The sequence below is a fragment of the Deinococcus metallilatus genome (genome assembly GCF_004758605.1).
Lineage (GTDB): Bacteria > Deinococcota > Deinococci > Deinococcales > Deinococcaceae > Deinococcus > Deinococcus metallilatus.
In genome coordinates this window covers 674,545-700,034 of the sequence record NZ_CP038510.1, presented here as the reverse complement: position 1 = coordinate 700,034, position 25,490 = coordinate 674,545, and the positions used below count along the sequence as shown (strand labels likewise).

The window sequence follows — 25,490 nt, the reverse complement described above, 5'->3', positions numbered from 1 at the left end:
GCGGGCGTCTCTCCCGGCCACGATACTTGCGTTTAGAACACAAAGCACAAGTGTAATGGAGGTGTGTCCCTGATCCTCGCCTCCCGCTGGTCCAGTCCGGAGAATCGCCGCCGGGAGGCCCTGCGCGCCGCCCACACCTAGGACGCCGAAGTACTGACCGACCTGCTGAGCTATCACCTGCGGCTGAAGTCCGGGCGGGCGGCGTGAGTCCGCAGACCCTGCGCAACTACGGGGTGGCGGTCCGCGATTTTCTGGCGTTCACCGGCCCGCCGGAAGCGCCCCGCCTGAGCGTGCAGAACCTGACGCCCGAAGACCCGGAAGCCTACGTGATCCATACCCGCGAGCGGCTGCGGCATGACGGCAAACAGGCGGGCCTCACGCTGGGCAGCGTCGCCACCTACCTGTATGGGGCTCTACCGCGCGCTGACCTGGGCGGGCGCGCTTCACGAGAACCCGGCCCTGGCGGTGCCCGCGCCGCGGGACCCCACGCCCGCCCATGCCCGCAAACGCGCGCTTCCCCCCGCGCAGTACCGGGCGCTGCCGGGGGCATCTGGGCCGCAGGCTCACGACGGCGGGCCTGCGGAGCATCGTGAACGGGTATTTCCAGGCGGTGGGCCTGCCGCCCGACATGTGGGGGGCGCACACGCTGCGGCGGACGGCGGGCACGCGCCTCTACCGGGCGACCCGCGATCTGCACGTCGTCTCGGACGTGCTGGGCCACGCCAGCGTGACCACCAGCGCTATCTAGACCAAGCTCGATCTGGACGTGCGGCGCGAGGCCCTGGAGGCTGAAACCGGGCCGTGTCCCAGGGGAAGACCGTTCCTGGCGTCCACGCCTGCTGTAAGAATTCAGTGTGTCACGCTGCCTAAGCTGGAGCTATGGCCTGGCCTCTTCCTCTCATCGGTTCCGGCATCCTGCTGCTCCTGGCCTATATCCTGACGCAGGCGAGCCTGAACGCCCGGGCAGAGGCGAGGCAGGCCCTGGTCACTTCCACGCCCTGGGGAATCTCCCCCGATTCTTCCAGCGTCACACCCGACGACCCGGAGGAAGCGGGCCGGTACGAGAAGCTGGCGGCCCGGCTGCGGGTGGGCACCGCCCTGGGCCTGGGCGTCGCGGTTGGCCTGCTGCTGTACTTCGGTACGGTCGCCTGATTCCCTCAGGAATTCGGGGGCGCCGGGCCGGTCTGTTCGCGGTATAGGCCGCTGTCCTGCACCGGCCGCGCTGCCGCAAACGTTCCGGCCCGGCTCCTGCCTGCCCTGCGGTGATGGCGGGTGCGTGTGCTTCCTCAGCCTGCGGAACGGCTCAGGGCGTGAACGGTCGGGCGGGTCTGCACGTACAGGTCACGGTACAGGCCGTACAGACGGTCATAGTCCGCTTTCGGCGCGGCGTTCGGTTGGATGGTGTCCGCGATCTTCACCCAGCGGTTCAGGTCTTCAGGCCCGAGGAACCCCGCCGCCCGCCCGGCCAGGAAGGCGTCGCCGTAACTCGCCCCGACGGTCCGCCCGGGCAGGACCTGCGCCTCGCCGCTGATGTCGCTGACGATCTGGAGCCAGGTGCGGGTCCTCGCGCCGCCCCCGACCGCCACGATGCGGCGCACGTCCGCCCCCAGGTCGCGGAACGCCTCGATGTTCTGCCGGATGCCGTAGCCCACGCCCTCCAGCACCGCCCGGAACAGGTGGGCGCGGGTGTGCGCGAGCGTCAAGCCCGCGATCACCCCCCGCGCCCGGGGGTCGTTGATCGGCGTCCGCTCGCCGCTGAAGTACGGCAGCAGCAGCAGGCCGTCCGCGCCCGGCGCGATGCCCGCCGCCTCCGTGAAGAGGACGTTGTACGCCTCGCCAGTCGGGTGCTCGCGGGCCAGCTCGTCCACGAACCAGCGCGTCAGGCTGCCGGTGGTGCTCATCCCGGCGGCCAGGTTGTGTTGACCGGCAAAGGCCCCGCCGACCGTCCAGACCCGCGGGTCGGGCGTGGGCGCCTCCTGCACCAGCACGAAGAACGTCGTGCTGCCGTACATGATCATCAGGTCGCCGGGATTCACGGCCCCCACGCTGACCGCCTCGCTCAGCGCGTCCACCGTGCCCACCGCGACGGGTGTCCCCTCACGCAGTCCGGTCTGCGCGGCGGCCTCGGCGGTCACGTACCCGGCCAGTTCCTCACTCCAGGCGAGGTCGGGGAGCAACTCCAGGCCCCGGTCGCCCAGGACGGGTGGGGCGAAGCCCGCGCTCCAGGTGCGGGCGCGGGGGTCGTACAGCGGCATGGAATGGGCCGCCGTGTGGTGGTCCATCACGTGCCTGCCGGTCAGGCGGAAGGTGAGGTAGCTGCTCGCGGTCGTGAGGGTTCGGGTCCGCGCCCACACCTCCGGCTCGCGCTCGCGCAGCCAGCGCATCTTGGGCCCGATTGCCTGACTGGTCAGGGCCATGCCGCTGTGGGCGAAGATCGCCTCCTCTCCGATCTCGGCTTGAAGCGCGTCGATCTGCGCCCCCCCGCGGGTATCCACGCCGTAGAGGATGCCGGGGCGCAGGGGCCGCCCCTCCCTGTCCAGCGGCAGCAGCGTCGGGCCGATGGCGCTCAGGGCGATCCCGGCCACGTCGGCCCCCGAATACGGTCCGCTCAGCAGTTCGCGGAGCAGGGCCACCGTATCGGCCCACCACACCTCCTCCGCGTCCTGTTCGACGTGGCCGGGCGCTGGCAGGCTGATGCCGTGGGGGATGACGTGTTGCCGCAGGATCTGGCCGTCCAGGCTGACCAGCACGCCCTTGCTGCTGTACGTCCCCACGTCGATCCCGACGAGCAGTTCAGCCGACATCAATCATGACCTTCATGCTGGTGCGTTTCTCGCGGTCCGCGAACTCGAAGGCTTCCGGCGTCCGGTCGAAGGTGTAGCGGTGGGTGACGAGCGCATCGAGGTTCACCGCGCCGCTCTCCACCAGAGCGATGGCGGCGGGGTAGCAGTTCGCGTAGCGGAAGACGCCCCGGATGCTCACCTCCCGGCTGGCGGCGCTTACGATGTCGAGGCTGACCTCCGGGTCGGGCGGGAGGCCCACCAGGACAGTGGTGCCGCCGGGACGGGGCGCAGCGAGGCTCATGCGCGTGGTGGGCAGGCTCCCCGCCGTCTCGAAGGCCACGTCCACTCCAGCGTGCGAGAGCGGCAGGTCGCCGCGCGTGATCTCGCGGATGCGGGCGATGGGGTCCTCGTTCCGGGCATTGATGGTGTGCGTCGCGCCCACTTCGCGGGCCAGCTCAAGTCGGAAGTCCTCCAGATCGACGGCGATCAGGGTGGTGGCCCCGGCAGCTTTGGCGGCCTGGAGCGTCGTGCAGCCGATGGGTCCAGCGCCGAAAACGGCCACACTCTGCCCCGGCCGCACGTCGCCCTTGCGCGCTGCCCACACCCCCACCGCCAGCGGTTCGAGCAACGCGCCCGCGTCGTCGCTGATCTGATCGGGTAATGGAAACGCGAAGTCGTCGGGCCACAGCACGAATTCCCCCAGGGCTCCGTGGACGGGCGGGGTCGCCATGAAGGTCATATACGGACAGAGGTTGTACTCGCCGCGCTTGCAGTAGGCGCAGCGGCGGCAGGGGACGCCGGGTTCCAGCGCCACCCGGTCGCCGGGCCGGACGCGGGTGACGCCCTCACCCACCGCGTCCACCACGCCCATCACCTCGTGGCCGAGGACCAGCGGGGCCTCCACCACGAAGGGGCCGATCCGGCCGTGGGTGTAGTAATGCACGTCGCTGCCGCACACGCCGACGCGCCGCACCCGCACCCGCACCTCACGCGGGCCGGGTGCGGGCACCTCGCGCGTCTCCCAGCGCAGGTCACGGATGCCGTGCAGGATGCTGGTCCGCGAGGACAGGGCCGAGGGGGAATCCGAAGTCGTCATGGTTCTCTCTTTCTTCCTGAAAAACGGTTGACTTCCTGTTGTTCTGCTGACGCCTGGAAGCTGGCCGCCCCCTCACCACGCCGTATAGCCGCCGTCCACCACGATGGTCTGCCCGGTCACGAAGCTGGCCGCGTCGCTGGCGAGGTACAGCACGGCGGGCGCGATCTCGCGGGGTTCGGCCAGACGGCCCATCGGTGTTTCCTTCAGCCAGGTTTCGCGCCATTCGGGCGTCTCCAGGCCGCGCTTCGTGAGGGGCGTGGCGGTGTAGCCGGGCGCCACCGCGTTGACGCGCACGCCCCGGCTGGCCCACTCGCCCGCCAGCGAACGGGTGAGGTGGATCACGGCGGCCTTGCTGGCGTTGTAGGCGGCCTGCGGTTGCGGGTGGTTGCTGATCAGCCCGCTCATGCTGGCGGTGCTGACGATGCTGCCCCTTCCCCGCGCGAGCATCTGCCGCCCGAACTCCCGGCAGCACCAGAACACGCCGTCCAGGTTCACGCCCAGCACCGCCCGCCAGTCGTCGTCGGGGGTGTCCTCGGCGGGGGTGTTGCGGACAATGCCCGCGTTGTTCACGAGCACGTCCACGTCGGGGAGGCGCTGGGCCAGGGCCGCCACAGCGCCCGCGTCGGTCACGTTCAGCGCCTCAAAGGCGGCGTCCAGCTCGCGGGCCGCGCCCTCGCCCACGTCGGGGTTCAGGTCGGCAATGGTCACCCGCGCCCCGGCCTGGGCCAGGCCCCGCGCGATCTCGAAGCCGATGCCCTGCGCGCCGCCCGTCACCAGGGCGTGCCGTCCGTCCAGGCGGAACAGATCGAGGATGTTGGCCGCCGAGCGGTCGATGGTGGTCATGGGGACTCCTTGGGAAGGGAAAGGTCTGGGGAGGAACCGGGTAGGCACACCGGGAAGCGGCCCGAGCTGCCTCACCCCCGCCCGGCATCTCCCGCTCTTCAGGTCAAAGGGGAGGCGGGGCCGTCTCCTCGCCCGGCGTCATCAGCACCTTCTGCGCGCCCGCCAGGCCGGGATGGGCCTTCATGTTCAGCGCCTCCCCCACGCGCGCGAGCGGCAGGCGGTGGGTGATCAGCGGTTCGACCTTCACCCGCCCGGCGCGCAGCCAGTCGAGGGCCAGCGGCACGGTCTGATTCAGCGCGAAGGAGCCGAGCACGCTCAGGTCACGTTGGAACAGCAGGTAGGGGCTGAGGCTGACCTGGGCCTCCTCGGGCGCGACCCCGAACACCAGCACCTGTCCGCCAACGGCAGTAAGTTCGGGGAGGCCCTGCACGACGGCGGGCACGCCGGTTGCCTCGGCGGTCACGTCGAAGCCGTAGGGGTGGCGGTCGAGCAGTTCGGTCTTGAGGTCGGCGTGCGGCTGGAGCACCTCGGAGGCCCCCAGTTCCCGCGCCAGGTCGAGACGGTCCTGCACCGGGTCCACGACGGTCACGCGGGCGCAGCCGCTGGCGAGGAGGCCCTGCATCAGCAGTTGCCCGATAGCCCCCGCACCGAACAGCAGGGCGCTCGCGCCGGGCGGGGGGCGCAGGCGTTTCATGCCCCAGGCCACGCAGCCGAGCGGCTCGGCAAAGGAGGCCTGATCCGCCGTCAGCCCCTGCGCCGGGTAGACGTTCGTGGCTGGACAGACGGTGTAGCGGGCAAACCCTCCGGGCAATGTCACGCCGAGCGCCTCGTGGTGCTCACAGTGCTGGAAGAGGCCGCGCTGGCAGTAATGGCACTGGCCGCACCACAGGTTGGGGTCGAGGGCCACCAGGTCGCCTTCCTTCACGTTCAGGACGCCGGGGCCGACCTCGTCCACCCAGCCGCTGATCTCGTGGCCGGGGACGAGGGGGAAGCGGGCGCCGAAGTGGCCGTGCAGCAGGTGCAGGTCGGTGCCACAGACCCCGGTTCCGTGAACGCGGATGCGGACCTGACCGGGGCCGGGGTGCGGCTCGGGAAGTTCCTGCACCTCGACCTGACCGGGGGCGGTGATGACGGCAGCGGGCATGGTGGGGCGGGTCATTTCACGGCTCCGAAGCTCAGGCCGCGCACGAGCTGGCGCTGGGCGATCCAGCCGAAGATCAGCACCGGCAGCACGGTCAGGGTGGCGGCGGCGCTCATCTGGGCCCAGAAGAGGCCTTCCGAGGTCTTGAACGAACCGATGAACACGCTGAGTGGCGCAGCGTCCGAACTGGTGAGGTTGATGGCGAAGAACACCTCGTTCCAGGCGAAGATCAGCGCCAGCAGCGCGGTCGCGGAGATGCCGGGCATCGAGAGCGGCAGGGCGATGCGGAAGAACTCCTGCCCCACGCTCGCGCCGTCCACCTTGGCGGCCTCGTAGATGGCAAACGGAATCTCGGACATGTAGGAGTGCATCATCCACACGACCAGGGGCAGGTTCATGGTCGTGTACATCAGGATCAGGCCGGTCAGGGTGTCGAGCAGGTGCAGGTTGCGGAACAGCAGGAAGAGCGGCACGATCACGCCGACGGCGGGCATCATCTTGGTCGAGAGCATCCAGGTGAGCGTGCCCTGCGCCCGCCGCGTCGGGTAGACCGCCAGCGCGAAGGCGGCGGGCAGGCCCAGCACGAAGGCCAGCAGTGTGCTGCCGATGGCGGCGATCAGGCTGTTTTTCAGCGCGGGGAAGTAGGCGGGCAGCGCCTTCTGGAAGTTCTCCAGCGTCGGCGTGAACCAGAACACCGGCGGCGAGGCGAAGGCCTGCGCTTCGGTCTTGAAGGCCGCCAGGATCATCCACACCAGCGGAAACAGGAATGCCAGCGCGATCAGGTACGTGATGACCGTGAGCAGGATATTCCTGGCCCGGAGACGTGAGGCGGCGGAGCGGCGTTCGGCGACAGCCGAGGTGGGCAGTGTGGTCATCTCAGCCTCCCTGGCTGCTGCGGGAGCGGTTGATCATCCGCAGCAGATAGATCGCCAGGATGTTCGTCAGGATCACGGTGATCACGCCCGCCGCGCTCGCCAGGCCGATGTTGTACTCGGCAAAAGCCTTCTGGTAGATGAAGTACGGCAGGTTGGTGGTGGCGATGCCTGGGCCGCCCGACGTGGAGCCGTAGATCTCGCCGTAGACCTGGAGGAGGGCGATGGTTTCCATCAGCACGACTACCTGGATGGCCTGCGTCCAGTGGGGCATGACGATGTGCTGGAATTCCTGAAGGGGGCCTGCCCCGTCCAGGCGCGCCGCCTCCAGTTGATCGTCCGGCAGGCTTTGCAGGCCGGTCAGCAGGATCAGCATGGCGAAGGGCGTCCACTCCCAGGTAATCATCGCGATCACGCTCGCCATCGGGTACTGCGCGAGCCAGTCCACCGGATGCCCACCCAGCCGGGTGACCACCCAGGAGAAGAAGCCGAAGACCGGGTTGAGCAGCATGTTCTTCCAGATCACGGCGGTCACGACCGGCATCACCAGGAAGGAACTGATCAGCAGCGTCCGCAGCAGCGCCCGCCCCGCGAAGGGCCGGTTGAGCAGCAGCGCCAGCGCCCCCCCGATCAGGAGCGTGAGAAGCAGCGTGCCGCCTGCCAGCACCAGCGTGTTCAGCAGGATACGCAGGTTCTGGGGGTCGGTGAGCAGCGTGGCGTAGTTCTCCAGGCCGATAAAGGGGCGGCTGGTCGGGTCCACGAGGTTGTACCGGAAAAACGAGTAGTACACCGTCATGAAAAACGGCACCTGGGTCGTCAGGATCAGGTACAGCAGCGCGGGCCAGATCAGGGCGGCGGGCGTGAGGCGCAGGCCGCGCTTGGGCGCAGGTGGGGCGTGGGTGGCCGTGGCGAGGGACGGGGCTGTGGTCATGGGCTTCACCTTCCGGGGAGGGGGCGCCGAGGGCCGGGGCCGGAGGCGTTCTCCGGTCCCCGGCCCTCCCGTTCACGCCCGGCGCGGCGGGCGCGTTACTTTTGGTAGCCGCCTTCCTTGGCGACCTTCTGGGCGGCGGTCTGCGCCTGTGCCAGCGCCTGATCGACGGTGGACTGGCCGCTCAGCGCCCCGGCGAGGTACTGGCCGACCTGGGTGCCCAGCGCCTGGAACTGCGGGATGCCCACGAACTGGATGCCGGTGTAGGGCACCGGGTCCTTGGTGGGGTGGGTGGGATCGGCGCGCTTGATCGAGTTGAGGACCAGGCGGGCGAAGTCCCCGGCGGCCTTCGTGTAGTTCGGGTTGGCGTAGGTGCTGTTGCGCGTGCCGGGGGGCACCGCCGCCCAGCTCCCCTTCTCCCTGGCCACCAGCGCGATGTAGTCCTTGGAAGTCGCCCAGGTGATGAACTTGAAGGCGGCGTCCTCCTTCTTGGTGCTCTTGGGAATGGCGAGGCTCCACGACCACAGCCAGTTGCTGCCGCGCGGCGTGCCGGGGCCAATCGGGGCGTTGGTGAAGCCGATGGAATTGACGACCTTGCTGGAAGTGGGGTCCTTGAGGAAGCCCGCCGCGACGGTCGCGTCCACCCACATGCCGCACTTGCCCTGGCTCATCAGCGTCAGGTTCTCGGTAAAGCCGTTGCTGGTGGCGCCGGGCGGGCCGTACTTCTTGACCAGGTCCACGTAGAAGGTCATGGCGTTCTTCCAGGCCGGACTGTTGAGCTGGGCATTCCAGTTCTGGTCGTACCAGCGCCCACCGAAGGTGTTCACCATCGTGTCGAAGAGGGCCATGTTCTCGCCCCAGCCCGGCAGACCGCGCAGGCACACGCCGTACACGCCGCCCGAGGGGTTATGGATCTTGGCCGCGAACTGTTCGATCTGTGCCCAGGTGGGCTGCGCGGGCATGGTCAGCCCCGCCTTCTTGAAGAGGTCCTTGTTGTAGTAGGTCATGCTGGACTCGGCGTAGAAGGGCAGGGCGTAGAGCTGGCCGTTATACGACAGCCCCTTGCGGACGGGTTCCAGCACGTCCGTGAGGTCGTAACTCTTGGCCAGGGCCGCGTTCTGGCTGAACATCGGGTTCAGCGGGTCGAGCCAGCCGTTCTTGGCCCAGATTGGCACCTCGTACGTCCCGACGGTGGCCACGTCGAAGCCGCCCGCGTTGCTCGCCACGTCCAGCGTGACTTTCTGCCGCAGCTCGTTTTCGGGCAGCACCACCCACTTCACGTTGATGTCCGGGTACTTCTTGGTGAATTCCGGCGTGAGCTTCTGCATTGTCACCATGTCGGGGTTGTTCACGGTGGCGATGGTGATGGTCGTGGCGGCTCGGGCACCGGCCCCCAGCGAAGCGGCGCAGAGAGCGAGACTGAGCGGGGCGAGTCGTTTCATGGGCAAACCTCCTGAAACCGCAGTGGCGGCAGGACAAGGGAAGGGCGGGCGACCCGGACGCAGGAAACGCACAGCCTGAACCGAAGGTCGTATCTTCGGCTCCTCAATGAATGGCCTCGTGGCCATCATTGAAACACACCGCCTCCCTTTCGTCTAGTCCTTGCGGTTGCACCCGGTCCAGAGAATGGCCCCGTGGCCACCTCGTTCAAAAGCCACCTTCTCTTGCTCGGGGTTAGGTTCTACAATGGACCCGTGGCCAATATTCAAGACGTTGCGCGGCTCGCGGGCGTCTCCCCTACCACCGCCAAGCGTGCCCTGCGCGAACCTGACAAACTCACTCCCGAAACCCTGGCCCGCGTGCAGCAGGCCATCGCCCAGCTCCACTACGAACCCGACCAGCGCGCGGGCAGCCTGCGCGGCGGCCAGAGCCGCACCGTCGGGCTGGTCGTGGGCAGCATCGTCGAGCCGTTTTTCGCACAGTTCGCGCGGACGGCGGGCCGGACGCTGCAAGCTGCCGGGTACACGCTGATCATCAGCGAGAACGAATACAGCGCCCGGCTGGAACTTCAGGAACTCAGCCGCCTGTACGGCCAACGGGTCGCGGCCATCCTGGTACGGCCGGGGTATGGCCCGGACAGCCGCGAGTACCTCCAGCGCCTGCGCGACCGTGGCCTTTTCGTCCTCGAATACGACTACCGGCCGCCCGGTTCTCCTTTTCCCAGCGTCATGCTCGACAACGCCGCCTGTATGCGGGAGGCCGTCGCTTACCTGCACGGCCTGGGCCACACGCGCATCGCCGCGCTGGGCACCTTCGACCCGGAAATTCACCCCGAGGAGCGTTCCCGGACCTTTCCCGAAGCGATGCGCGAGCGCGGCCTGACCGTGCCCGCCGCCTACCAGCGCGTCACGTTGCTGACGGAAGACACCGCCTACACCCTCACGCACGAGCTGCTGGGTTTGCCCGACCCTCCCACGGCGCTGATCGCGCTGACCGGAACTCAGGCCATCGGCGCTTTCCGGGCGATCCGCGAACGCGGCCTGCGCCTGCCGGACGACCTCTCGCTGCTCACCTTCGACAACTACCCCTGGACGGCCCTGGTTGATCCGCCCATCACCGTCATCGAGCAGCCTGTCGAGGCGATGGCCGAGGCGGCCGCGCAGGCGGTCCTCCGCGCCCTGGAAGATGGTGATTTCAGGACTGACCATCAGGTGATGAGGGGACGGCTGATCGTGCGTGGCAGTTGTGCGCCGCTGCGCTCCTCCGAGATGGTCGCGGCGGGGCGCGCGCCGCTGGCTCCGTAGACTGCGCCTCCCCTCCTCGTTGCTCCGCCCCTGGCGCTGAGGCTTCAGGGGGCGTGGAGGAGGCTCAGAGTTGTTGGCTGCTTGTTACGGTCATCAATAACAATAGAAGTAGTCCAGCCGCTCCTCGTCACCATCCTGCTGTAAGCCCATGGCAGATGCAGCAGCAATCCTCCGTCCCGCATCGGCTCAGGCCAAAGCGCAGGAAAAGGCAGAAGCATGGCAGGACGCGGCCTGGGGAAAAGCAAGCAAGCGAGCCAAAGGGGAAGCAAGCTCAAACGTTATCGTTTTTCAGTACACTCCCCCATGCACCCAGCAGACGAACGCGCCCAGAAGCTGGTCCTCGCCCTGCGGAACCACAATCTCGATCAGGTGATCGCCATGCTCCCGGCGCTCGGCCAGCCCAGCCGCGTGATGAGGTCGAGCCTCAAGCCGGTGTTCGATCAGGCCGCGCGTGACGGGATCAACCTTCTCAACCCCGTTCCGGTCGATGCTCCGCACCCCGAGCCAGTCCGTGAGGTTCGCCTGCGGGTCGCCATCAATCAGGAGGACGCGGTGCCCGAGGCAGGCCAGCGTGAAGCCGATGTCGCGTACACTGCTGGACTTGCCCACACCACCGGCATCACCTGACGCGGCGGGGGAGGGGAGGGGAGAGGCAGGTTGGGCAGAGCAGACCGCTGCCGGAGCCTCCGGGGCCATCCCAGGTCGAAGTGAGCAGGCGCGTTCCCCTCGCCTGCGGCTCAGCTCCCCAGGACCCCGGCCAGCCGTTCCAGCGCCCAGTCGAGTTCTTCGCGGGTGATCACCAGCGGCGGCGCGAGGCGCAGGGTGTTGACATGCGTTTCCTTGCAAAGCACACCCAGGGCCTGGAGGCGCTCGCAATACGGGCGGGCCGATTCGTGCAGTTCCACGCCGATCAGGAGGCCCTTCCCACGGATTTCACGCACCAGGGGGCTGTTCAGCGCGCGCAGGCGCTCTTGCAGGTATGTGCCCAGCTCCTCGGCACGCTGCACCAGACCCTCGTCCTCCAGCACTTCCAGGCTGGCCTGTCCGACGGCGGCGGCTAGCGGGTTCCCACCGAAGGTGCTGCCGTGGTCGCCGGGCTGGAAGAGGTCCATCAGTTCGCGGCTCGACAGCACCGCGCTCACCGGGTATACCCCACCGCCCAGCGCCTTGCCCAGAATCACCATGTCGGGGCGGACATCCTCATGGTCGCAGGCCAGCCAGCGGCCGGTGCGGCCCAGGCCCGTCTGGATCTCGTCGGCCACCATCAGGAGGCCGTGGCGGTCGCAGACCTCGCGCACGCCGCGCAGGAAGCCCTCGGGCGGCACGATCACGCCCGCCTCGCCCTGGATCGGCTCGAACAGCACGGCGGCCGTATTGGGCGTGATCGCCGCCTCGATGGCCGCCACGTCGCCGTAGGGCACCCGCCTGAAGCCGGGGGTCAGCGGCGCGAACGGCTCGCGGTACTGCGCCTCGCTGCTGAAGCTGACCAGGGTGGTGGTGCGGCCGTGGAAATTGCCCTCCATCACGATGATCTCGGCCTGGCCGTGGGGAATGCCGCGCACCTCGTAGGCCCACTTGCGCGCCAGCTTGATCGCGGTTTCCACCGCTTCGGCCCCGGTGTTCATCGGGATGACCGCCTCGTACCCCAGCAGGCGGGTCAGCGTCTGGTACAGCCCGGCGAGCTGGTCATTGCGGAAGGCGCGGGAGGTGATGGTCACCCGCTGCGCCTGTTCGGTCAGCGCGCCGACGATGCGCGGATGGCAGTGGCCCTGGTTGACGGAGCTGTACGCCGAGAGGCAGTCGAGGTACTTGCGCCCGCCGGTGTCCCAGACCCAGGGGCCGCGCGCCCGCTCGATCACCACGTCCAGCGGCTTGTAGTTGTGCGCCCCCAGGGCGTCTTCGATCCGAATGAGTTCGTTGGCCTGGGGCGTGCGTTCAGTCAGTTGCGTCATGGGTTCTCCTAAGGAGGGAATAAGGGCATGGAGCCTGATGGATTCAGGATAGAGTGAGATTGGCTGACAGATAAGAGCCAGAACTGACTTAAATTAACCAGCCAGATTCGAAAGTCTCCATCTCCTGTCGGGCCTCCTCACCCGGCCCGGCGTGCAAACTGTGGCAGCCGCCTGAGCACAAGGGCGGGCGGCTGCGTCGTTGAGGGGGGAGGTGTGGAGCGTCCCGTCAGTGGCCGAGGATTTTGCTTAAAAAGGCCTGGGCGCGTTCGTGCTGGGGATGGTTGTAGAAGGCTTCGGGCGTCGTATCCTCCACGATCTGCCCCCGGTCAAAAAACAAAATCCGGTCCGCCACCTCCCGCGCAAACCCCATCTCATGCGTCACCACCAGCATCGTCATCCCCGACCGCGCCAGCTCCTTCATCACATCCAGCACCTCCTTGATCATCTCCGGATCCAGCGCCGAGGTCGGCTCATCAAACAGCATCACCTTCGGGTCCATCGCCAACGCCCGGGCAATCGCCACCCGTTGCTGTTGCCCCCCTGAGAGCTGCGCCGGATACTTGTGCGCCTGTTCCTCAATCCCCACCCGCCTCAGGAGTTCCAGGGCACGCTGTTCGGCTTCAGCGGGGCTGGTTTTGCGGACACGGGTGGGGGCGAGGGTGATGTTTTCGAGGACGGTGAGATGGGGGAAGAGGTTGAAGGACTGGAAGACCATGCCGACCTCGCGGCGGATTTCGTCGAGGTGCCGCTGCCCGTCGAGGGGGATACCGTCGACGGTGATGGAGCCGTGGTCGTGGGGATCGAGGGCATTGAGGGTGCGGATGAAGGTGCTCTTGCCGCTGCCGGAGGGGCCGATGATGACGACGACTTCGCGGGGCTGGACGGTGAGGCTCACTCCCCGCAGGGCCTGGAAGCTCCCGAAATGCTTCTCCACGTCCTTCGCCACGATGATCGGTCCCGCTTGCGTCATGGTTGGATTCCTCTCCATTTTCAGCGCGAGGCGACCTTGAGCCTTCGCTCCAGAACGTCGGTAAAGAGCGTCATCACGGTGGTGAGGGCGAGGTAGACGCAGGCCACGGTGGTCAGGACGGGGACCGGCTGGAAGGTTTCGCTGGAGACGCGCGACCCCGCCAGCGTGAGTTCGAGCAGGGCGATGGAGGAGGCCAGCGAGGAGTCCTTGAGCAGCGCGACCAGGTTGTTCACCAGCGGCGGCGTCACCACCCGCAGGGCCTGCGGCAGCACGATGCTGGTCATGGTCTGCGTGCCGCTGAGGCCCAGCGAGCGCGCGGCCTCGTTTTGCCCCCGGGGTACGGCCAGGATGCCCGCGCGGATCACCTCGGCGTTGTACGCGCCCACATTCAGGGCCAGCGCGAGGACAGCCGAGGAGAACTCGTTCAGTTCGGCCTGGATGCCGAGCTTTTTCAGGATCATCGGCAGGGCGTTGTACACGAACAGAATCTGCACCAGCAGCGGCGTGCCGCGAATCACCCAGATGTAGAACGCGGCGGGGGCGCGCACCAGCCAGAGGGGCGAGGTGCGGGCCAGCCCGACGAGCGTGCCGATCAGCAGGCCCAGCACGCCGGAGATCAGCGTGAGGGTGAGGGTGGTGCGCGCACCTTCCACGAACAGCGCGGCGCGGGAACCGATGGGGTCGGGGGCGCTGGACAGCACCAGGCTGATCCCCAGGAACAGCAGGTAGAACGCGGCCACCGCGAACACGATCCAGCCCGCGACCACCAGCGCCGGGCTGCCGCCCTTCCCCGGCGCTCCCTTTCCGGCCGGGATTACTTGCACCGCACGTCCTGTCCGAAGTAGCTCTGGGAGAGCTTGGCGTACACGCCGTTCTTCATCACGGTCGCCAGGGCGCCGTTCACCGCCTGGAGGAGCGACGTGTTGCCTTTCTTGACCGCCATGCCGATGCGTTCCTGGAACAGCAGGTCACCGGCCTGCAACTGGCCCTTGTTCGCCTTGATCGCCGCCAGGTTGTAGAACTTCTCGTTCACCACGGCGTCCACCCGGCCCGCTTGCAGCGCTTGCAGGGCGGCGGCGTTGCTGGGGTAGGTGCGCACGGCGCGGTCCCCCAGAATCTTGCGGATCTGGTCCACGTAGGTCGTGCCGATCTGGGTGGCGACCGTCTTGCCCTTGAGGTCGGCGCCGGTCTTCGGCCCGCCGATCCTGGAGACGATCAGGCCGCCGCTGCAATAGTGCGGGTGGCTGAAGTCCACCGCCTTCTGCCGCTCCGGCGTGATGCCGTGCGAGGAGATCACCAGGTCGAAGCGGTCCTGGTTCAGGCCGATCAGGAGCGAGTCGAACGGCTGGTTGACCCACTCGGCCTTCACGCCGAGCTGCTTGGCCAGCGCGTTGCCCAGGTCGTACTCGAAGCCTTTCATCGTGTTGCCCTCGTAGTACGTGAAGGGCTTGAATTCGGCGTTGGTGGCGATCTTGATCACGCCGGACGCCTTGATCTCCTGCCAGGGCCGGGCCTGGGCAGAACCGAGGGCGAGGAGGGAAAACAGCAGGGAAGCACGGGCGGTACGGTTCATCGGACACTCCAGAGGGACCGGCGGGCCGGACGGCGGGCCGGGAAGATCGTGGACGCGCAGGCGCGGTGTGAACGGGACGGCGCTGGGAAATGGATTGCGCCCAGTTATAGGGCGGGTGTGGCCGGGTCGCAAAGCCAGTTCTCCTCCAGATTCACCAGCCAGTTGCCCCACCCGTCCGCCTCAGCGGCTCTCCGGGACACCTGGGCGACGGCGCGGGCGAGCAGCCGCGCGCTCTCTTCCAGATCGGGCAACGAGAGGCCGCCGTAGCCCAGCAGCAGGCCGTTGCGGTCGGGCGTCCCCAGGTAGTAGGGGCTGAGACTCGGGACGATCAGGCGGTGCTGGCGGGCGGCGGCGACCACCCGCTCCGCCGGAATCGCGGGATCGAGTTCGAGGTGGGCGTGCAGGCCCGCTTCCAGGCCCATCAGGCGGGCGTGGGGCCGGACGCCGTGCAGAGCGCTGCTCAGGAGCGAGCGTTTGGCCGCGTACACCCGCCGCATTCGGCGGATGTGACGCTCCAGGTGGCCCTGTTCGATCAACAGCGCCAGCGCCCGCTGCACCGGCCAGGACGTGTGGAAATCCAGCCGCCCCTTGATGTGCAGCAGCCGGTCACGCAGCACTGGCGGCGCGACCACGTAGCCGACCCGCACCGCCGGAGACAGCACTTTGGAAAACGTCCCGAGGTACACCACGCGCCCGTTCGTGTCGAGGGACGCCAGGGACGGCAGGGGCGGCGCGCCGTAGCGGAACTCGCTGTCGTAGTCGTCCTCGATGATCAGCGCGTCGTGCTGCTGCGCCCATTCGAGCAGCGCGAGCCGCCGGGGAATCGAGAGCCGCACGCCCAGCGGAAACTGGTGGGACGGGGTGGTGTACACCAGCAACGGCGCGTCCGTCCCGGTGGGGAGCGCGTCCAGCCGGAGGCCGTCCGGGTCCACCGGCAGCGGCAGGATGTGGGCTCCCGCCTCCTGCAAAATCTGACGGGCCAGGCGGTAGCCGGGTTCCTCGAAGCCCACGGTGTCACCGGGTTCCAGCACCGCCTGGGCCACCAGATTCACGCCCTGCACGGCCCCGGCGGTGATGATCACGTCGTCCGCCGTGCAGACCAGCCCGCGCGCCCGTTTCAGGTACCCGGCGACGGCTTCTCGCAGCCGCAGGTCCCCGGCCGGGTCGTCGTAGTCGCTGGGCAGGTCCAGTTCCGCCACGTCGCGCCAGGCCCGCCGCCATTCGGTCTGGGGCAGGGCGCGGGTGTCCGTCTGCCCCACCCGGAACTCCAGCAGGCCGCTGGTGATCGCGTCTTCCACGTGAGGCTCGGGCACCTGCCGCCGCAGCCAGCGGGCCGCCGTGCTGGGGGTCGGCAACGGGCGGGGCTGGCCGGGCACCTCGGCCGCCAGGTCGTGGGCGACGTAGGTGCCCGAGCGGTCCCTGCCCACCAGATAGCCCTCGGCCAGCAGGTCCTCGTAGGCCTCGAAGGTGATGTTGCGGCCCACGCCCAGCGCGTCCGCCAGGGCACGGGTGGACGGCATCCGCTGCCCGGGTTCGAGTTGCCCGCAGCGAATCGCCGTGCGGAGTTGCCCGGAAAGCTGCTTGGAGAGCGCCGTCCGGCTGCTCCGGTCGAGGATCAGCGGCAGGTCCGCCGGAGGGGCCGCCACGCCGGGCCGGTCCCGCCCCACGGCTGGCTGGTCCATCTGAGCCTGATCTGGCACGTTCGTTCCTCCCAGATCATCCTGGCCTCCCGGTCAATCGCCGTCAACCTCTGCCGCTTGCGGCCCGGTCCCCGGGCGCTTCAGTCCAGCGGAAGGCCCACGTAATTCTCGGCGAGGGCGGTGGCGGCGGCCCGCGAATGCACGACGTAGTCGAGGTCCGCGAGGTGGATGCGCTGCTCGAAGGGGTCCTCGGCCGGGTTGGTGTGCAGCATGGTCGTCATGTACCAGGAGAAGCGCTCCGCCTTCCAGATGCGGCGCAGGCAGGTCGCGGTGTACTGTTCGAGCCGGTCCCGGCGCCCACGCCCGTAGAAGTCCTCCAGGCCGCGCGCCAGGTACACGGCGTCGGCCACGGCGAGATTGAGGCCCTTCGCCCCGGTGGGCGGGACGATGTGCGCGGCGTCCCCGGCGATGTAGAGCCGTCCGTGCTGCATCCGGTCACACACGAAGGAGCGCATCCCGATCACGTTCTTCTGGAAGATGCGGCCCTCCGTGAGGGTCCAGCCGTCCACCGTCTCCAGGCGTCTGTGCAGCTCGGACCAGATCAGGTCGTCCGGGAAGTCCGCCGCGTTGTCGGTCGGGCCGCACTGGAGGTACATCCGCTGAATGTCCGGGGAACGGGTGCTGAGCAGGGCGAAGCCGCGCCCGTGCCGCGCGTAGATCAGCTCGTGGTGCGAGGGCGGCGCTTCGACCAGGATACCCAGCCAGCCGAAGGGGTAGAGGTGCTGGTACTCGGTGCGGCCCTCGACGTGCTGCCGTGAGGTGCCCTGGGAACCGTCGCACCCGGCGATGAAATCGCAGTGCAGCTCTTCCGGCTCACCGTCCCCGTTCCGGTAGGTGATGCGGGGGCGGTCGGTGGTGAGGCCGTGGAGCTGCACGTCCTGCACGCCGAAACGGATTTCCCCCCCGTTCGCCAGCCGCGCGGCGATCAGGTCCCGGAGGACCTCGTGCTGGGGGTAGACGGTGACGCGCTTGCCGCCGGTGAGGTCCTCGAAGTCGAGGTGCCAGCTTTCCCCGTTGAAGCGCAGGGTGATGCCGCGGTGGAAGTGCCCCTCGCGCCGCATCCGGTCCCCCAGACCCAGGTCCTGCATCAGGTCCACCGTCCACTGCTCCAGCACCCCGGCACGGATGGTCCCCTCGACCTCCTCCCGCGAGCGGGTTTCCAGAACCACGCTCTCGATGCCCTGGCGGTGCAGCAGGTGGGCGAGAAACAGACCGGCGGGACCGGCACCGACAATGCCGACCGGGGTACGAACGGGGGTCGCGGACATGGTGTCTCCTTCCTGGGGAGGACGGGGAGTGGAGGTGGGGCGCCAGGGGCGCAGGAAGGCCGTGCGGCTGTGGTGTGGCCTCAATCTGCGGGAGGCGGCCGCGCGGCGCAAGCGGGGTTTCCCGGTATTCAGGAAAGGCCCGCCTTCCTCCGCCTGGGACCTGTGAGAAAGCGCGGCGGGTGCTTGCCCGCTCCTCCACCCAAAGGAGTAGGTTGGATGGCCAACGTTCCTGCTCGGGTCGCTGCTCGCAGCAAAGCGGCCGACCAGGAGAAGTCCCCGGTCGGCCGCGAGTACGGTGGCTTGTGCTCCCCCCTCAACGGGGCAGGTCGCTCGCCCCCATCAGGAACTCGTCCACCGCGCGCGCGGCCTGCCGTCCCTCGCGGATCGCCCAGACCACCAGCGACTGGCCCCGGCGCATGTCACCCGCCGCGAACACCTTGGGCACGTTGGTCGCGTAGCCGCCCACCTCGTCCGCCCCGGCCTGCACGTTGCCCCGCGCGTCCTTGTCCACGCCAAAAGCGTCGAGGATGCTGGCGACCGGACCGACAAAGCCCATCGCCAGCAGCACCAGATCGGCCCTCAGTTCCTCCTCGCTGCCGGGAATCTCGGTCATCTTGCCGCCTTCCCACTCCAGCCGCACGGTCCGGATGCCGGTGAGCTGCCCGTCCTCGCCCAGGAATTCCTTGGTGGCGATGGCGAACTCGCGCTCGCAGCCTTCCTCATGGCTGGAGGAGGTGCGGAGTTTGAAGGGCCAGTAGGGCCAGGTCAGGGCCTTGTTCTCGCGCTCGGGCGGCATCGGCAGCAGCTCGAACTGCGTGACGCTCGCCGCGCCGTGGCGGTTGGACGTGCCCACGCAGTCCGCGCCCGTGTCGCCACCGCCGATCACGATCACGTGCTTGCCCCCGGCGTGAAGCTGCTCGGGGAGCGTGTCGCCCGCGTTCACCCGGTTCTGCTGGGGCAGGAACTCCATCGCGAAGTGCACGCCGCGCAGGCTGCGGCCCGGCACCGGCAGGTCACGCGGCTGCTCGGCCCCGCCCGCCAGCAGCACCGCGTCGAACGTCTGGGTCAGTTCCTCCGGCGAGACGGTTTCGCGGGCGAGGTTGCCCACCTTCGACCCCTCGGGCAGGCTGCCGACCAGCACCCCCGTGCGGAAAGTGACGCCCTCGGCCTCCATCTGCACCACGCGGCGGTCGATCAGTTCCTTATCCAGCTTGAAGTCGGGGATGCCGTAACGCAGCAGGCCGCCCACCCGGTCATTCTTCTCGAACACAGTCACGTCATGGCCCGCCCGCGCAAGTTGCTGCGCCGCCGCGAGGCCCGCCGGGCCGGAGCCGATCACCGCGACCCGTTTGCCCGTCCGGAAGGGCGGCGGCTGGGGCGCCACCCAGCCCTCGCTCCAGGCCCGGTCGATGATCGCGCGCTCGATGGACTTGATGCCCACCGGCTCATCGGTGAGGTTGAGGGTGCAGGCGGCCTCACAGGGGGCCGGACAGATACGCCCGGTGAATTCCGGAAAGTTGTTGGTGGCGTGCAGCGCGTCGATGGCCGCGCGCCAGTCGTCCTGGTACACCAGGTCGTTCCAGTCGGGAATCAGGTTGTTGACCGGGCAGCCGTTGTTGCAAAACGGGATGCCGCAGTCCATGCAGCGCGCGCCCTGCACCCGTGCCTGCTCGACATTCAGTTCGAGGACGAATTCGTGGTAATGCTTCAGGCGCGCGTCAATCGGCTCGTATGTCTCCTTCACGCGCCGGTATTCCAGAAAGCCGGTGACTTTTCCCATTGATCTCTCCCCAGTCTTAACAGCGCAGTTCCCGATCAATTCGCTCAGCGGAGCACGGTGGGCGCGGCGCGCGTCTCGTCGGGTTCGGGGTGGCTGGCCCCGGCCCCCAGGTCCCCCAGGGCGCGCTCGTACTCGCGCGGGAAGACCTTGACGAATTTCGGCAGCGCGGCGTCCCAGTGGTCGAGCAGTTCGCGGGCACGCAGCGAGCCGGTCCACATGTGGTGGTCTTCGAGCAGTTGGCGGAGCTGCGCCTCGTCGGTCTGCCCCCGGTGCCAGAAGCGTTGCGGGATGCTGGCTTCCTGCTCGCCCGAGGGCACCACCCGGTCGAGCGTGACCATCGCGGGGTTGCAGCGGCTGGCGAACTGGCCGTCCTCGTCGTACACGTAGGCGATGCCGCCCGACATGCCCGCCGCGAAGTTGCGGCCCGTCTTGCCCAGCACGGCGACCGTGCCGCCGGTCATGTACTCGCAGCCGTGGTCGCCGGTACCCTCGACGACCGCCGTCGCGCCGGAGAGCCGCACCGCGAACCGCTCACCCGCCACGCCGCGCAGGAAAGCCTCGCCCGAGGTCGCCCCGTACAGCACGGTATTCCCCACGATGATGTTCCTGGTCGCGTCGCCCCGGAAGTCGATGCTGGGCCGCACGATGACCCGGCCGCCCGACAGGCCCTTGCCGGTGTAGTCGTTCGCGTCCCCGATCAGGTACAGCGTGATGCCCTTCGCCAGGAACGCGCCGAAGCTCTGGCCGCCGTTGCCCTCCATCTGGATGAAGATGGTGTTGTCGGGGAGGCCGTCCGGGTGGCGGCGGATCAGTTCGCCGGAGAGCATCGCGCCGACCGTGCGGTTCACGTTCCTGGCCGTCTCCAGCACCTTGACCTTCTCGCCGCGCTCCAGGGCCGGGCGGCACTTCTCGATCAGGGTCATGTCCAGCGCCCCGTGCAGGCCGTGGTCCTGCTGGCCGAAATGCCGCCGCGCGAGGCCAGACGGTTCGGCCCGGTAGAAGAGGCGGCTGAAGTCGAGGCCCCGCGCCTTCCAGTGTTCGATGCCCTTTCGGGTATCGAGCAGGTCGCTGCGCCCGATCAGGTCGTCGAAGCGGCGGATGCCGAGCGCCGCCATGATCTCGCGCACTTCCTCGGCCACGAAGAAGAAGAAGTTGATGACGTGTTCGGGCTTGCCCGCGAACCGCTGGCGCAGCACCGGGTCCTGGGTCGCCACACCCACCGGGCAGGTGTTCAGGTGGCACTTGCGCATCATGATGCAGCCCTCGGCCACCAGCGGTGCGGTGGCAAAGCCGAATTCGTCCGCCCCCAGCAGCGCCCCGATCACCACGTCGCGCCCGGTCTTCATCTGGCCGTCGGCCTGCACGCGGATGCGGTCGCGCAGGCGGTTCAGCACCAGCGTCTGCTGCGTCTCGGCCAGGCCCAGTTCCCAGGGCGACCCGGCGTGCTTGATGGAGGACCAGGGCGAAGCCCCTGTGCCGCCGTCATGGCCCGCGATCACCACATGGTCCGCCTTTGCTTTCGCCACGCCCGCCGCGACCGTGCCGACGCCCACTTCCGACACCAGCTTCACCGAAATGTCGGCCTGTGGATTGACGTTCTTGAGGTCGTGGATCAGTTGCGCGAGGTCCTCGATGGAGTAGATGTCGTGGTGCGGGGGAGGAGAGATCAGGCCCACGCCGGGGACCGAGTGGCGCAGATAGGCGATGTAGTCGGTGACCTTGCCGCCCGGAAGCTGCCCGCCCTCGCCGGGCTTGGCGCCCTGGGCCATCTTGATCTGAATCTGGTCGGCGGACACCAGATACTCGGTCGTGACCCCGAAGCGGCCCGACGCGACCTGCTTGATCTTCGAGCGCAGCGAGTCGCCTTCCTGAAGCTCGTAGTCTGCCGGGGCCTCGATGCGCCCCTCGCCCAGCAGGTCACTCAGCCGGGTGCCCGCCCGGGTCTGCTGGCCCTGCATCTCGCCCCGGTAACGCGCCGGGTCCTCGCCGCCCTCGCCGGTGTTCGACTTGCCGCCGATGCGGTTCATCGCGACGGCGAGCGTCGTGTGCGCCTCGGTGCTGATCGACCCCAGGGACATCGCGCCCGTCGCAAAGCGCTTGACGATCTCGGCGGCGGGTTCGACTTCCTCCAGCGGGATGGCCTTCTCGGGGTCCATCTTCAGCTCGAAGAGGCCGCGCAGCGTCATGTGGCGGCGGGACTGGTCGTTGATGAGGCGGGCGTACTCGCGGTACGTCTCGAACCGGCCCGAGCGCGCCGCGTGCTGGAGCTTGGCGACCGCGTCGGGCGTCCACATGTGCTCCTCACCCTGCGCCCGCCAGGCGTACTCGCCGCCCACGTCCAGCCTCTGCGCGAGCTGGGGATCGTCGCTGAAGGCCGCGCGGTGGAGGCGCAGCGCCTCTTCGGCCACCTCGAACACACCGATGCCGCCCACCTGGGTCGAGGTCCCCCGGAAGAACTTCTGCACCAGGTCCTCGCTCAGCCCGATGGCCTCGAAAATCTGGGCACCGCAGTACGACATATAGGTGCTGATGCCCATCTTCGACATGATCTTGGACAGGCCCTTGCCGATGCCCTTGATGTAGTTGGCGCTGGCCTTTTCGGGCTGTTCCGGGTACAGCGCCGCCAGCGTCTCCAGCGCGAGGTAGGGGTGGACCGCCTCCGCCCCGTAGCCCGCCAGCACCGCGAAGTGATGCACTTCCCGTGCCGAACCCGTTTCGACCACCAGGCCCGCCGTCGTCCGCAGCCCTTCACGGACGAGGTGCTGATGGACCGCCGACAGTGCCAGCGGGGCCGGGATGGCGACGTGGTCGCGGTCCACCGCGCGGTCGGTCAGGATCAGGATGTTGTGGCCGCTGCGGATCGCGTCCACCGCATGCGCGCACAGTGAGGCGAGCTGGGCCTCCACGCCCTCGTGGCCCCAGGCCGCCGGGTAGCAGATACCGAGTTCGTAGGGCCGGAACTTGTCCCCCGTCTGCCGCCCGATGCCGCGCAGCCGCGCCATGTCCGCGAAGTCGAGGACCGGCTGCGCCACCTCCAGCCGCATCGGCGGGTTGACCGCGTTGATGTCGAGCAGGTTGGGGCGCGGGCCGATAAAGGACACCAGCGACATCACGACTGCTTCGCGGATCGGGTCGATGGGCGGGTTGGTGACCTGCGCGAAGAGCTGGCGGAAGTAGTTGTAGAGCGGCTTGTTCTTGCCCGACAGCACCGCCAGCGGCGAGTCGTTGCCCATCGAGCCGACGCCTTCCTCGCCCGCAGCGGCGAGGGGACTCAGCAGGAACTTCAGGTCTTCCTGCGTGTAGCCGAAGGCCTGCTGGCGGTCGAGCAGCGACTCGCGGAACGCCGGGACTTCGCCGTCTGCCGCCAGTTCGTCCAGCTTGACCCGCACGTTCTCGATCCACTGCCGGTAGGGCTTGGCCGAGGCGTAGCGGCTCCGCAGTTCCTCGTCGTCGACGATGCGCCCCTCGTCGAGGTCGAGCAGGAACATCCGGCCCGGCTGGAGCCGCCACTTCTTCACGATCTTGTGCTCGGGAATCGGCAGCACGCCCGACTCCGAGGCCAGCACCACCAGATCGTCCTTCGTGACGATGTAGCGGGCGGGACGCAGGCCGTTGCGGTCCAGGGTCGCGCCGATCTGGCGCCCGTCGGTGAACACCATCGCGGCCGGGCCGTCCCAGGGCTCCATCATCGCCGCGTGGTACTCGTAAAAGGCGCGGCGGCGCTCGTCCATCTGGTCGTGCTGCTCCCAGGCTTCCGGAATCAGCATCATCATCGCGTGCGCGAGCGGATAGCCCGCCATCGTCAGCAGTTCGAGCGCGTTGTCGAAGGTGGCGGTGTCCGACTGCCCGCGCAGGCTGATGGGGTAGAGCTTCTGCAGGTCGTCGCCCAGCACCGGGGACTTCATCACGCCCTCGCGCGCCCGCATCCAGTTGAAGTTGCCCTTGACAGTGTTGATCTCGCCGTTGTGCGCCACCATGCGGTAGGGGTGCGCGAGGTACCACTCGGGGAAGGTGTTGGTCGAGAACCGCTGGTGGACCAGGGCGAGGGCCGACACCACCGAGGGGTCTTGCAGGTCGAGGTAATACTCCCCGACCTGACCCGCGAGCAGCAGACCCTTGTAGATCACCGTGCGGCAGGACATGGAGGGCACGTAGTACTCACGCCCATGTGTGAGCTTGAGGCGCAGGATCGCCAGCGACGCCCGCTTGCGGATCACGTACAGCTTGCGTTCCAGCGCGTCGGGCACCAGGATATCCGGCCCGTGGCCGATGAACACCTGACGGATCACCGGCTCCTTGGCGCGCACCGCCGGGGACATCGGCATCTCACGGCTGACCGGCACGTCGCGCCAGCCCAGCAGCACCTGCCCCTCGGCCCGGATCGCGCGCTCCAGTTCCTGCTCGCACGCCAGGCGCGAGGCGTGTTCCTTGGGCAGAAAGATCATCCCGACGCCGTAGTCGCCGGGCGGCGGCAGGGTCACGCCCTGTCTCGCCATCTCGGCGCGGTAGAACTCATCGGGAATCTGAATCAGGATGCCCGCACCGTCACCCATCAGTTCGTCGGCCCCGACCGCCCCACGGTGGTCGAGGTTCTCCAGAATCCCCAGGCCCTGCGTGACGATGTCATGGGTCTTGTGGCCCTTCAGGTGGGCGACGAAGCCGACACCGCAAGCGTCGTGTTCGTGTTCGTGCTGGTACAGGCCCTGCTGGCTGAGCGCCTCGGTTTCCTGGGGGGAAGGCAGGTGCAGTTCGTTGTGATCCATCGGGCACTCCTCTCTCGGCCTGCGCCAGGCGGTGCAGGTTTAGAGAGTACAGAGATTGCATAAATACGCGGCCCAGTTGTCCATGTGTGCCGCGTCTGACCGCAGCGCGGTCCTATCGCCGGGGGCCTTATTCGCACAGACGCATTTTCTTGCCTAGATCAGAGGATGACCGGAGGAACGAGGTGTGATTCAGACAGAGCAAGATCAGCCCGGACGGACAGAGGTCCAGGCAACCAGCCAGAACCAGCAGGGCCGACTCCGCCCGGGATGAAGCAACAGGGCAGCGCCGAGCTGGACGCTGGTTTTTAGGGCCGGTCGGGGGCCGCTCGGCCTCAAGCCAGGCGGCAACGCGGGACGCTGCCAGGCCGTACGTTCCCGCCCCCACCGCTGCCGGGAAGGGCGGCGGGCCGGGCGTTCACATCTCCGCGCGTTCCCCGGCGTTCAGGTGGTCGAGGCCCGCCTGTATGGCCTTGCGGTGGTGCCGGGTGTGCCAGGTGGCCATCCGCAGCCAGTCGAGGGCATCGATCTTCCCCATGAACGGGTGGAAAAAGGTCCGGTCCGGGTTGGGATCGGCGCGGACACCCGCCAGCAGGGCGGAGGCCGCGGCGTGGCGGGTCAGCAGCGTATCGAGCGCCTCCCCCGCGCCGGGTTCCGTCCCGGGCGGGGCGAGACGCTTCCCGTTCTCCGTTTGCCCGGGTTGCTGCGGGGCCTCCCGGAGGGGCCGGTCCGACAGCAGCAGCCGCACGAGTTTGCCGGTCCCCTCGTTGACCAGGATGGCGTGCTCCGCTTCCTGCGCGGGCGTCCAGTCCCGGCCAGGCATCCGCGTGCTCCAGTGGGGTGCCGCCGCGCGGATAGTCTCCTCCAGGGCGGCGAGTTCGCGGTCCAGTTGCAGGGCGACGACTTCCGGTGTGGGGTAGACAGCCTGGAGCGCCGCGAGCTGCTCCTCCGGGGTGCGTGGGGTCATGGGTCAAGTGTACGGGACGGTTCGGATTTTGCCCGGAGCCGATGGCTTGGGAGCCGTGACCACGGGAGTCCCCTTACCGCCTCTTCGGAGAAAGGCGGGCGACACCGTGGGCA

Annotated in this window: 20 protein-coding genes and 1 pseudogene; 4 read left to right on the top strand and 17 right to left on the bottom strand. The window is 68.4% G+C overall.

Features of this window, described 5'->3' with window-relative positions; genetic code table 11:
* Positions 1-203 precede the first annotated feature (203 nt).
* From E5F05_RS21530 to E5F05_RS03150, 3 genes are all read left to right on the top strand, one after another.
* Positions 204-593: a hypothetical protein gene (locus E5F05_RS21530; RefSeq protein WP_244944462.1), complete on the top strand. Its 390-nt coding sequence runs from the start codon at positions 204-206 to the stop codon at positions 591-593.
* A complete protein-coding gene (locus tag E5F05_RS21525) occupies positions 590-748 on the top strand; it encodes a tyrosine-type recombinase/integrase (RefSeq protein WP_244944461.1) in 159 nt (52 codons plus the stop codon). Before E5F05_RS21530 ends, E5F05_RS21525 begins: the two co-directional genes overlap by 4 nt.
* A 131-nt stretch (positions 749-879) precedes the next feature.
* The gene (locus tag E5F05_RS03150) at positions 880-1,152 is read left to right on the top strand and encodes a hypothetical protein (protein WP_138223745.1); all 273 of its coding nucleotides are present in this window, start codon (positions 880-882) and stop codon (positions 1,150-1,152) included.
* Between the two features lie 134 nt (positions 1,153-1,286).
* On the opposite strand, the gene E5F05_RS03145 is transcribed toward E5F05_RS03150, so the two are convergent.
* The 7 genes from E5F05_RS03145 to E5F05_RS03115 form a co-directional block, all read right to left on the bottom strand.
* Positions 1,287-2,804 (bottom strand): FGGY-family carbohydrate kinase, encoded by a 1,518-nt coding sequence (locus E5F05_RS03145; protein WP_138223744.1) that lies wholly within the window; start codon positions 2,802-2,804, stop codon positions 1,287-1,289.
* Complete coding sequence (locus E5F05_RS03140; RefSeq protein ID WP_138223743.1) at positions 2,794-3,879, bottom strand: NAD(P)-dependent alcohol dehydrogenase; 1,086 nt, start codon at positions 3,877-3,879, stop codon at positions 2,794-2,796. Before E5F05_RS03140 ends, E5F05_RS03145 begins: the two co-directional genes overlap by 11 nt.
* Before the next feature lie 72 nt (positions 3,880-3,951).
* Entirely contained in the window at positions 3,952-4,722 is a 771-nt protein-coding gene (locus E5F05_RS03135) for an SDR family NAD(P)-dependent oxidoreductase (RefSeq protein ID WP_138223742.1), read from the bottom strand.
* 103 nt (positions 4,723-4,825) lie between these two features.
* Positions 4,826-5,881: a zinc-dependent alcohol dehydrogenase family protein gene (locus E5F05_RS03130; RefSeq protein WP_212744540.1), complete on the bottom strand. Its 1,056-nt coding sequence runs from the start codon at positions 5,879-5,881 to the stop codon at positions 4,826-4,828.
* Positions 5,878-6,738: a carbohydrate ABC transporter permease gene (locus E5F05_RS03125; RefSeq protein WP_171029492.1), complete on the bottom strand. Its 861-nt coding sequence runs from the start codon at positions 6,736-6,738 to the stop codon at positions 5,878-5,880. The genes E5F05_RS03130 and E5F05_RS03125 overlap by 4 nt, the downstream gene beginning before the upstream one ends.
* 1 nt (position 6,739) lies before the next feature.
* On the bottom strand, positions 6,740-7,666 hold the full coding sequence (locus tag E5F05_RS03120; RefSeq protein ID WP_138223741.1) for a carbohydrate ABC transporter permease: 927 nt from the start codon (positions 7,664-7,666) through the stop codon (positions 6,740-6,742).
* Between the two features lie 95 nt (positions 7,667-7,761).
* Complete coding sequence (locus tag E5F05_RS03115) at positions 7,762-9,105, bottom strand: ABC transporter substrate-binding protein (RefSeq protein WP_138223740.1); 1,344 nt, start codon at positions 9,103-9,105, stop codon at positions 7,762-7,764.
* Between the two features lie 252 nt (positions 9,106-9,357).
* On the opposite strand from E5F05_RS03115, the gene E5F05_RS03110 reads away from it, so the two are divergent.
* Positions 9,358-10,407, top strand: coding sequence for a LacI family DNA-binding transcriptional regulator (locus tag E5F05_RS03110; RefSeq protein ID WP_138223739.1), 1,050 nt, complete (start codon positions 9,358-9,360; stop codon positions 10,405-10,407).
* Positions 10,408-10,893: 486 nt separating this feature from the next.
* Here E5F05_RS03110 and E5F05_RS21520 read toward each other — a convergent pair.
* From E5F05_RS21520 to E5F05_RS03060, 10 genes and pseudogenes are all read right to left on the bottom strand, one after another.
* Positions 10,894-11,016 (bottom strand): annotated as a pseudogene (locus E5F05_RS21520) (AAA family ATPase); the annotation flags it as partial.
* Positions 11,017-11,144: 128 nt separating this feature from the next.
* The gene (rocD, locus tag E5F05_RS03100) at positions 11,145-12,359 is read right to left on the bottom strand and encodes an ornithine--oxo-acid transaminase (protein WP_138223737.1); all 1,215 of its coding nucleotides are present in this window, start codon (positions 12,357-12,359) and stop codon (positions 11,145-11,147) included.
* A gap of 226 nt (positions 12,360-12,585) precedes the next feature.
* A complete protein-coding gene (locus E5F05_RS03095) occupies positions 12,586-13,329 on the bottom strand; it encodes an amino acid ABC transporter ATP-binding protein (RefSeq protein ID WP_129119047.1) in 744 nt (247 codons plus the stop codon).
* 20 nt (positions 13,330-13,349) lie between these two features.
* Positions 13,350-14,144: an amino acid ABC transporter permease gene (locus E5F05_RS03090; protein ID WP_425322067.1), complete on the bottom strand. Its 795-nt coding sequence runs from the start codon at positions 14,142-14,144 to the stop codon at positions 13,350-13,352.
* Positions 14,144-14,902: an ABC transporter substrate-binding protein gene (locus E5F05_RS03085; protein ID WP_138223736.1), complete on the bottom strand. Its 759-nt coding sequence runs from the start codon at positions 14,900-14,902 to the stop codon at positions 14,144-14,146. The genes E5F05_RS03090 and E5F05_RS03085 overlap by 1 nt, the downstream gene beginning before the upstream one ends.
* Before the next feature lie 104 nt (positions 14,903-15,006).
* Positions 15,007-16,602, bottom strand: a complete 1,596-nt coding sequence (gene pdxR, locus E5F05_RS03080; RefSeq protein ID WP_244944459.1) for a MocR-like pyridoxine biosynthesis transcription factor PdxR — start codon at positions 16,600-16,602, stop codon at positions 15,007-15,009.
* Between the two features lie 80 nt (positions 16,603-16,682).
* Positions 16,683-17,870 carry a 4-hydroxybenzoate 3-monooxygenase gene (locus E5F05_RS03075; RefSeq protein WP_138223735.1) on the bottom strand — a complete coding sequence of 396 codons (1,188 nt, stop codon included), beginning with the start codon at positions 17,868-17,870 and terminating at the stop codon, positions 16,683-16,685.
* A 313-nt stretch (positions 17,871-18,183) separates the two neighbouring features.
* The gene (locus tag E5F05_RS03070; protein ID WP_138223734.1) at positions 18,184-19,650 is read right to left on the bottom strand and encodes a glutamate synthase subunit beta; all 1,467 of its coding nucleotides are present in this window, start codon (positions 19,648-19,650) and stop codon (positions 18,184-18,186) included.
* A gap of 44 nt (positions 19,651-19,694) precedes the next feature.
* Entirely contained in the window at positions 19,695-24,413 is a 4,719-nt protein-coding gene (locus tag E5F05_RS03065) for a glutamate synthase-related protein (protein WP_138223733.1), read from the bottom strand.
* Between the two features lie 415 nt (positions 24,414-24,828).
* A complete protein-coding gene (locus E5F05_RS03060; RefSeq protein WP_138223732.1) occupies positions 24,829-25,377 on the bottom strand; it encodes a DinB family protein in 549 nt (182 codons plus the stop codon).
* Between the last annotated feature and the right edge of the window lie 113 nt (positions 25,378-25,490).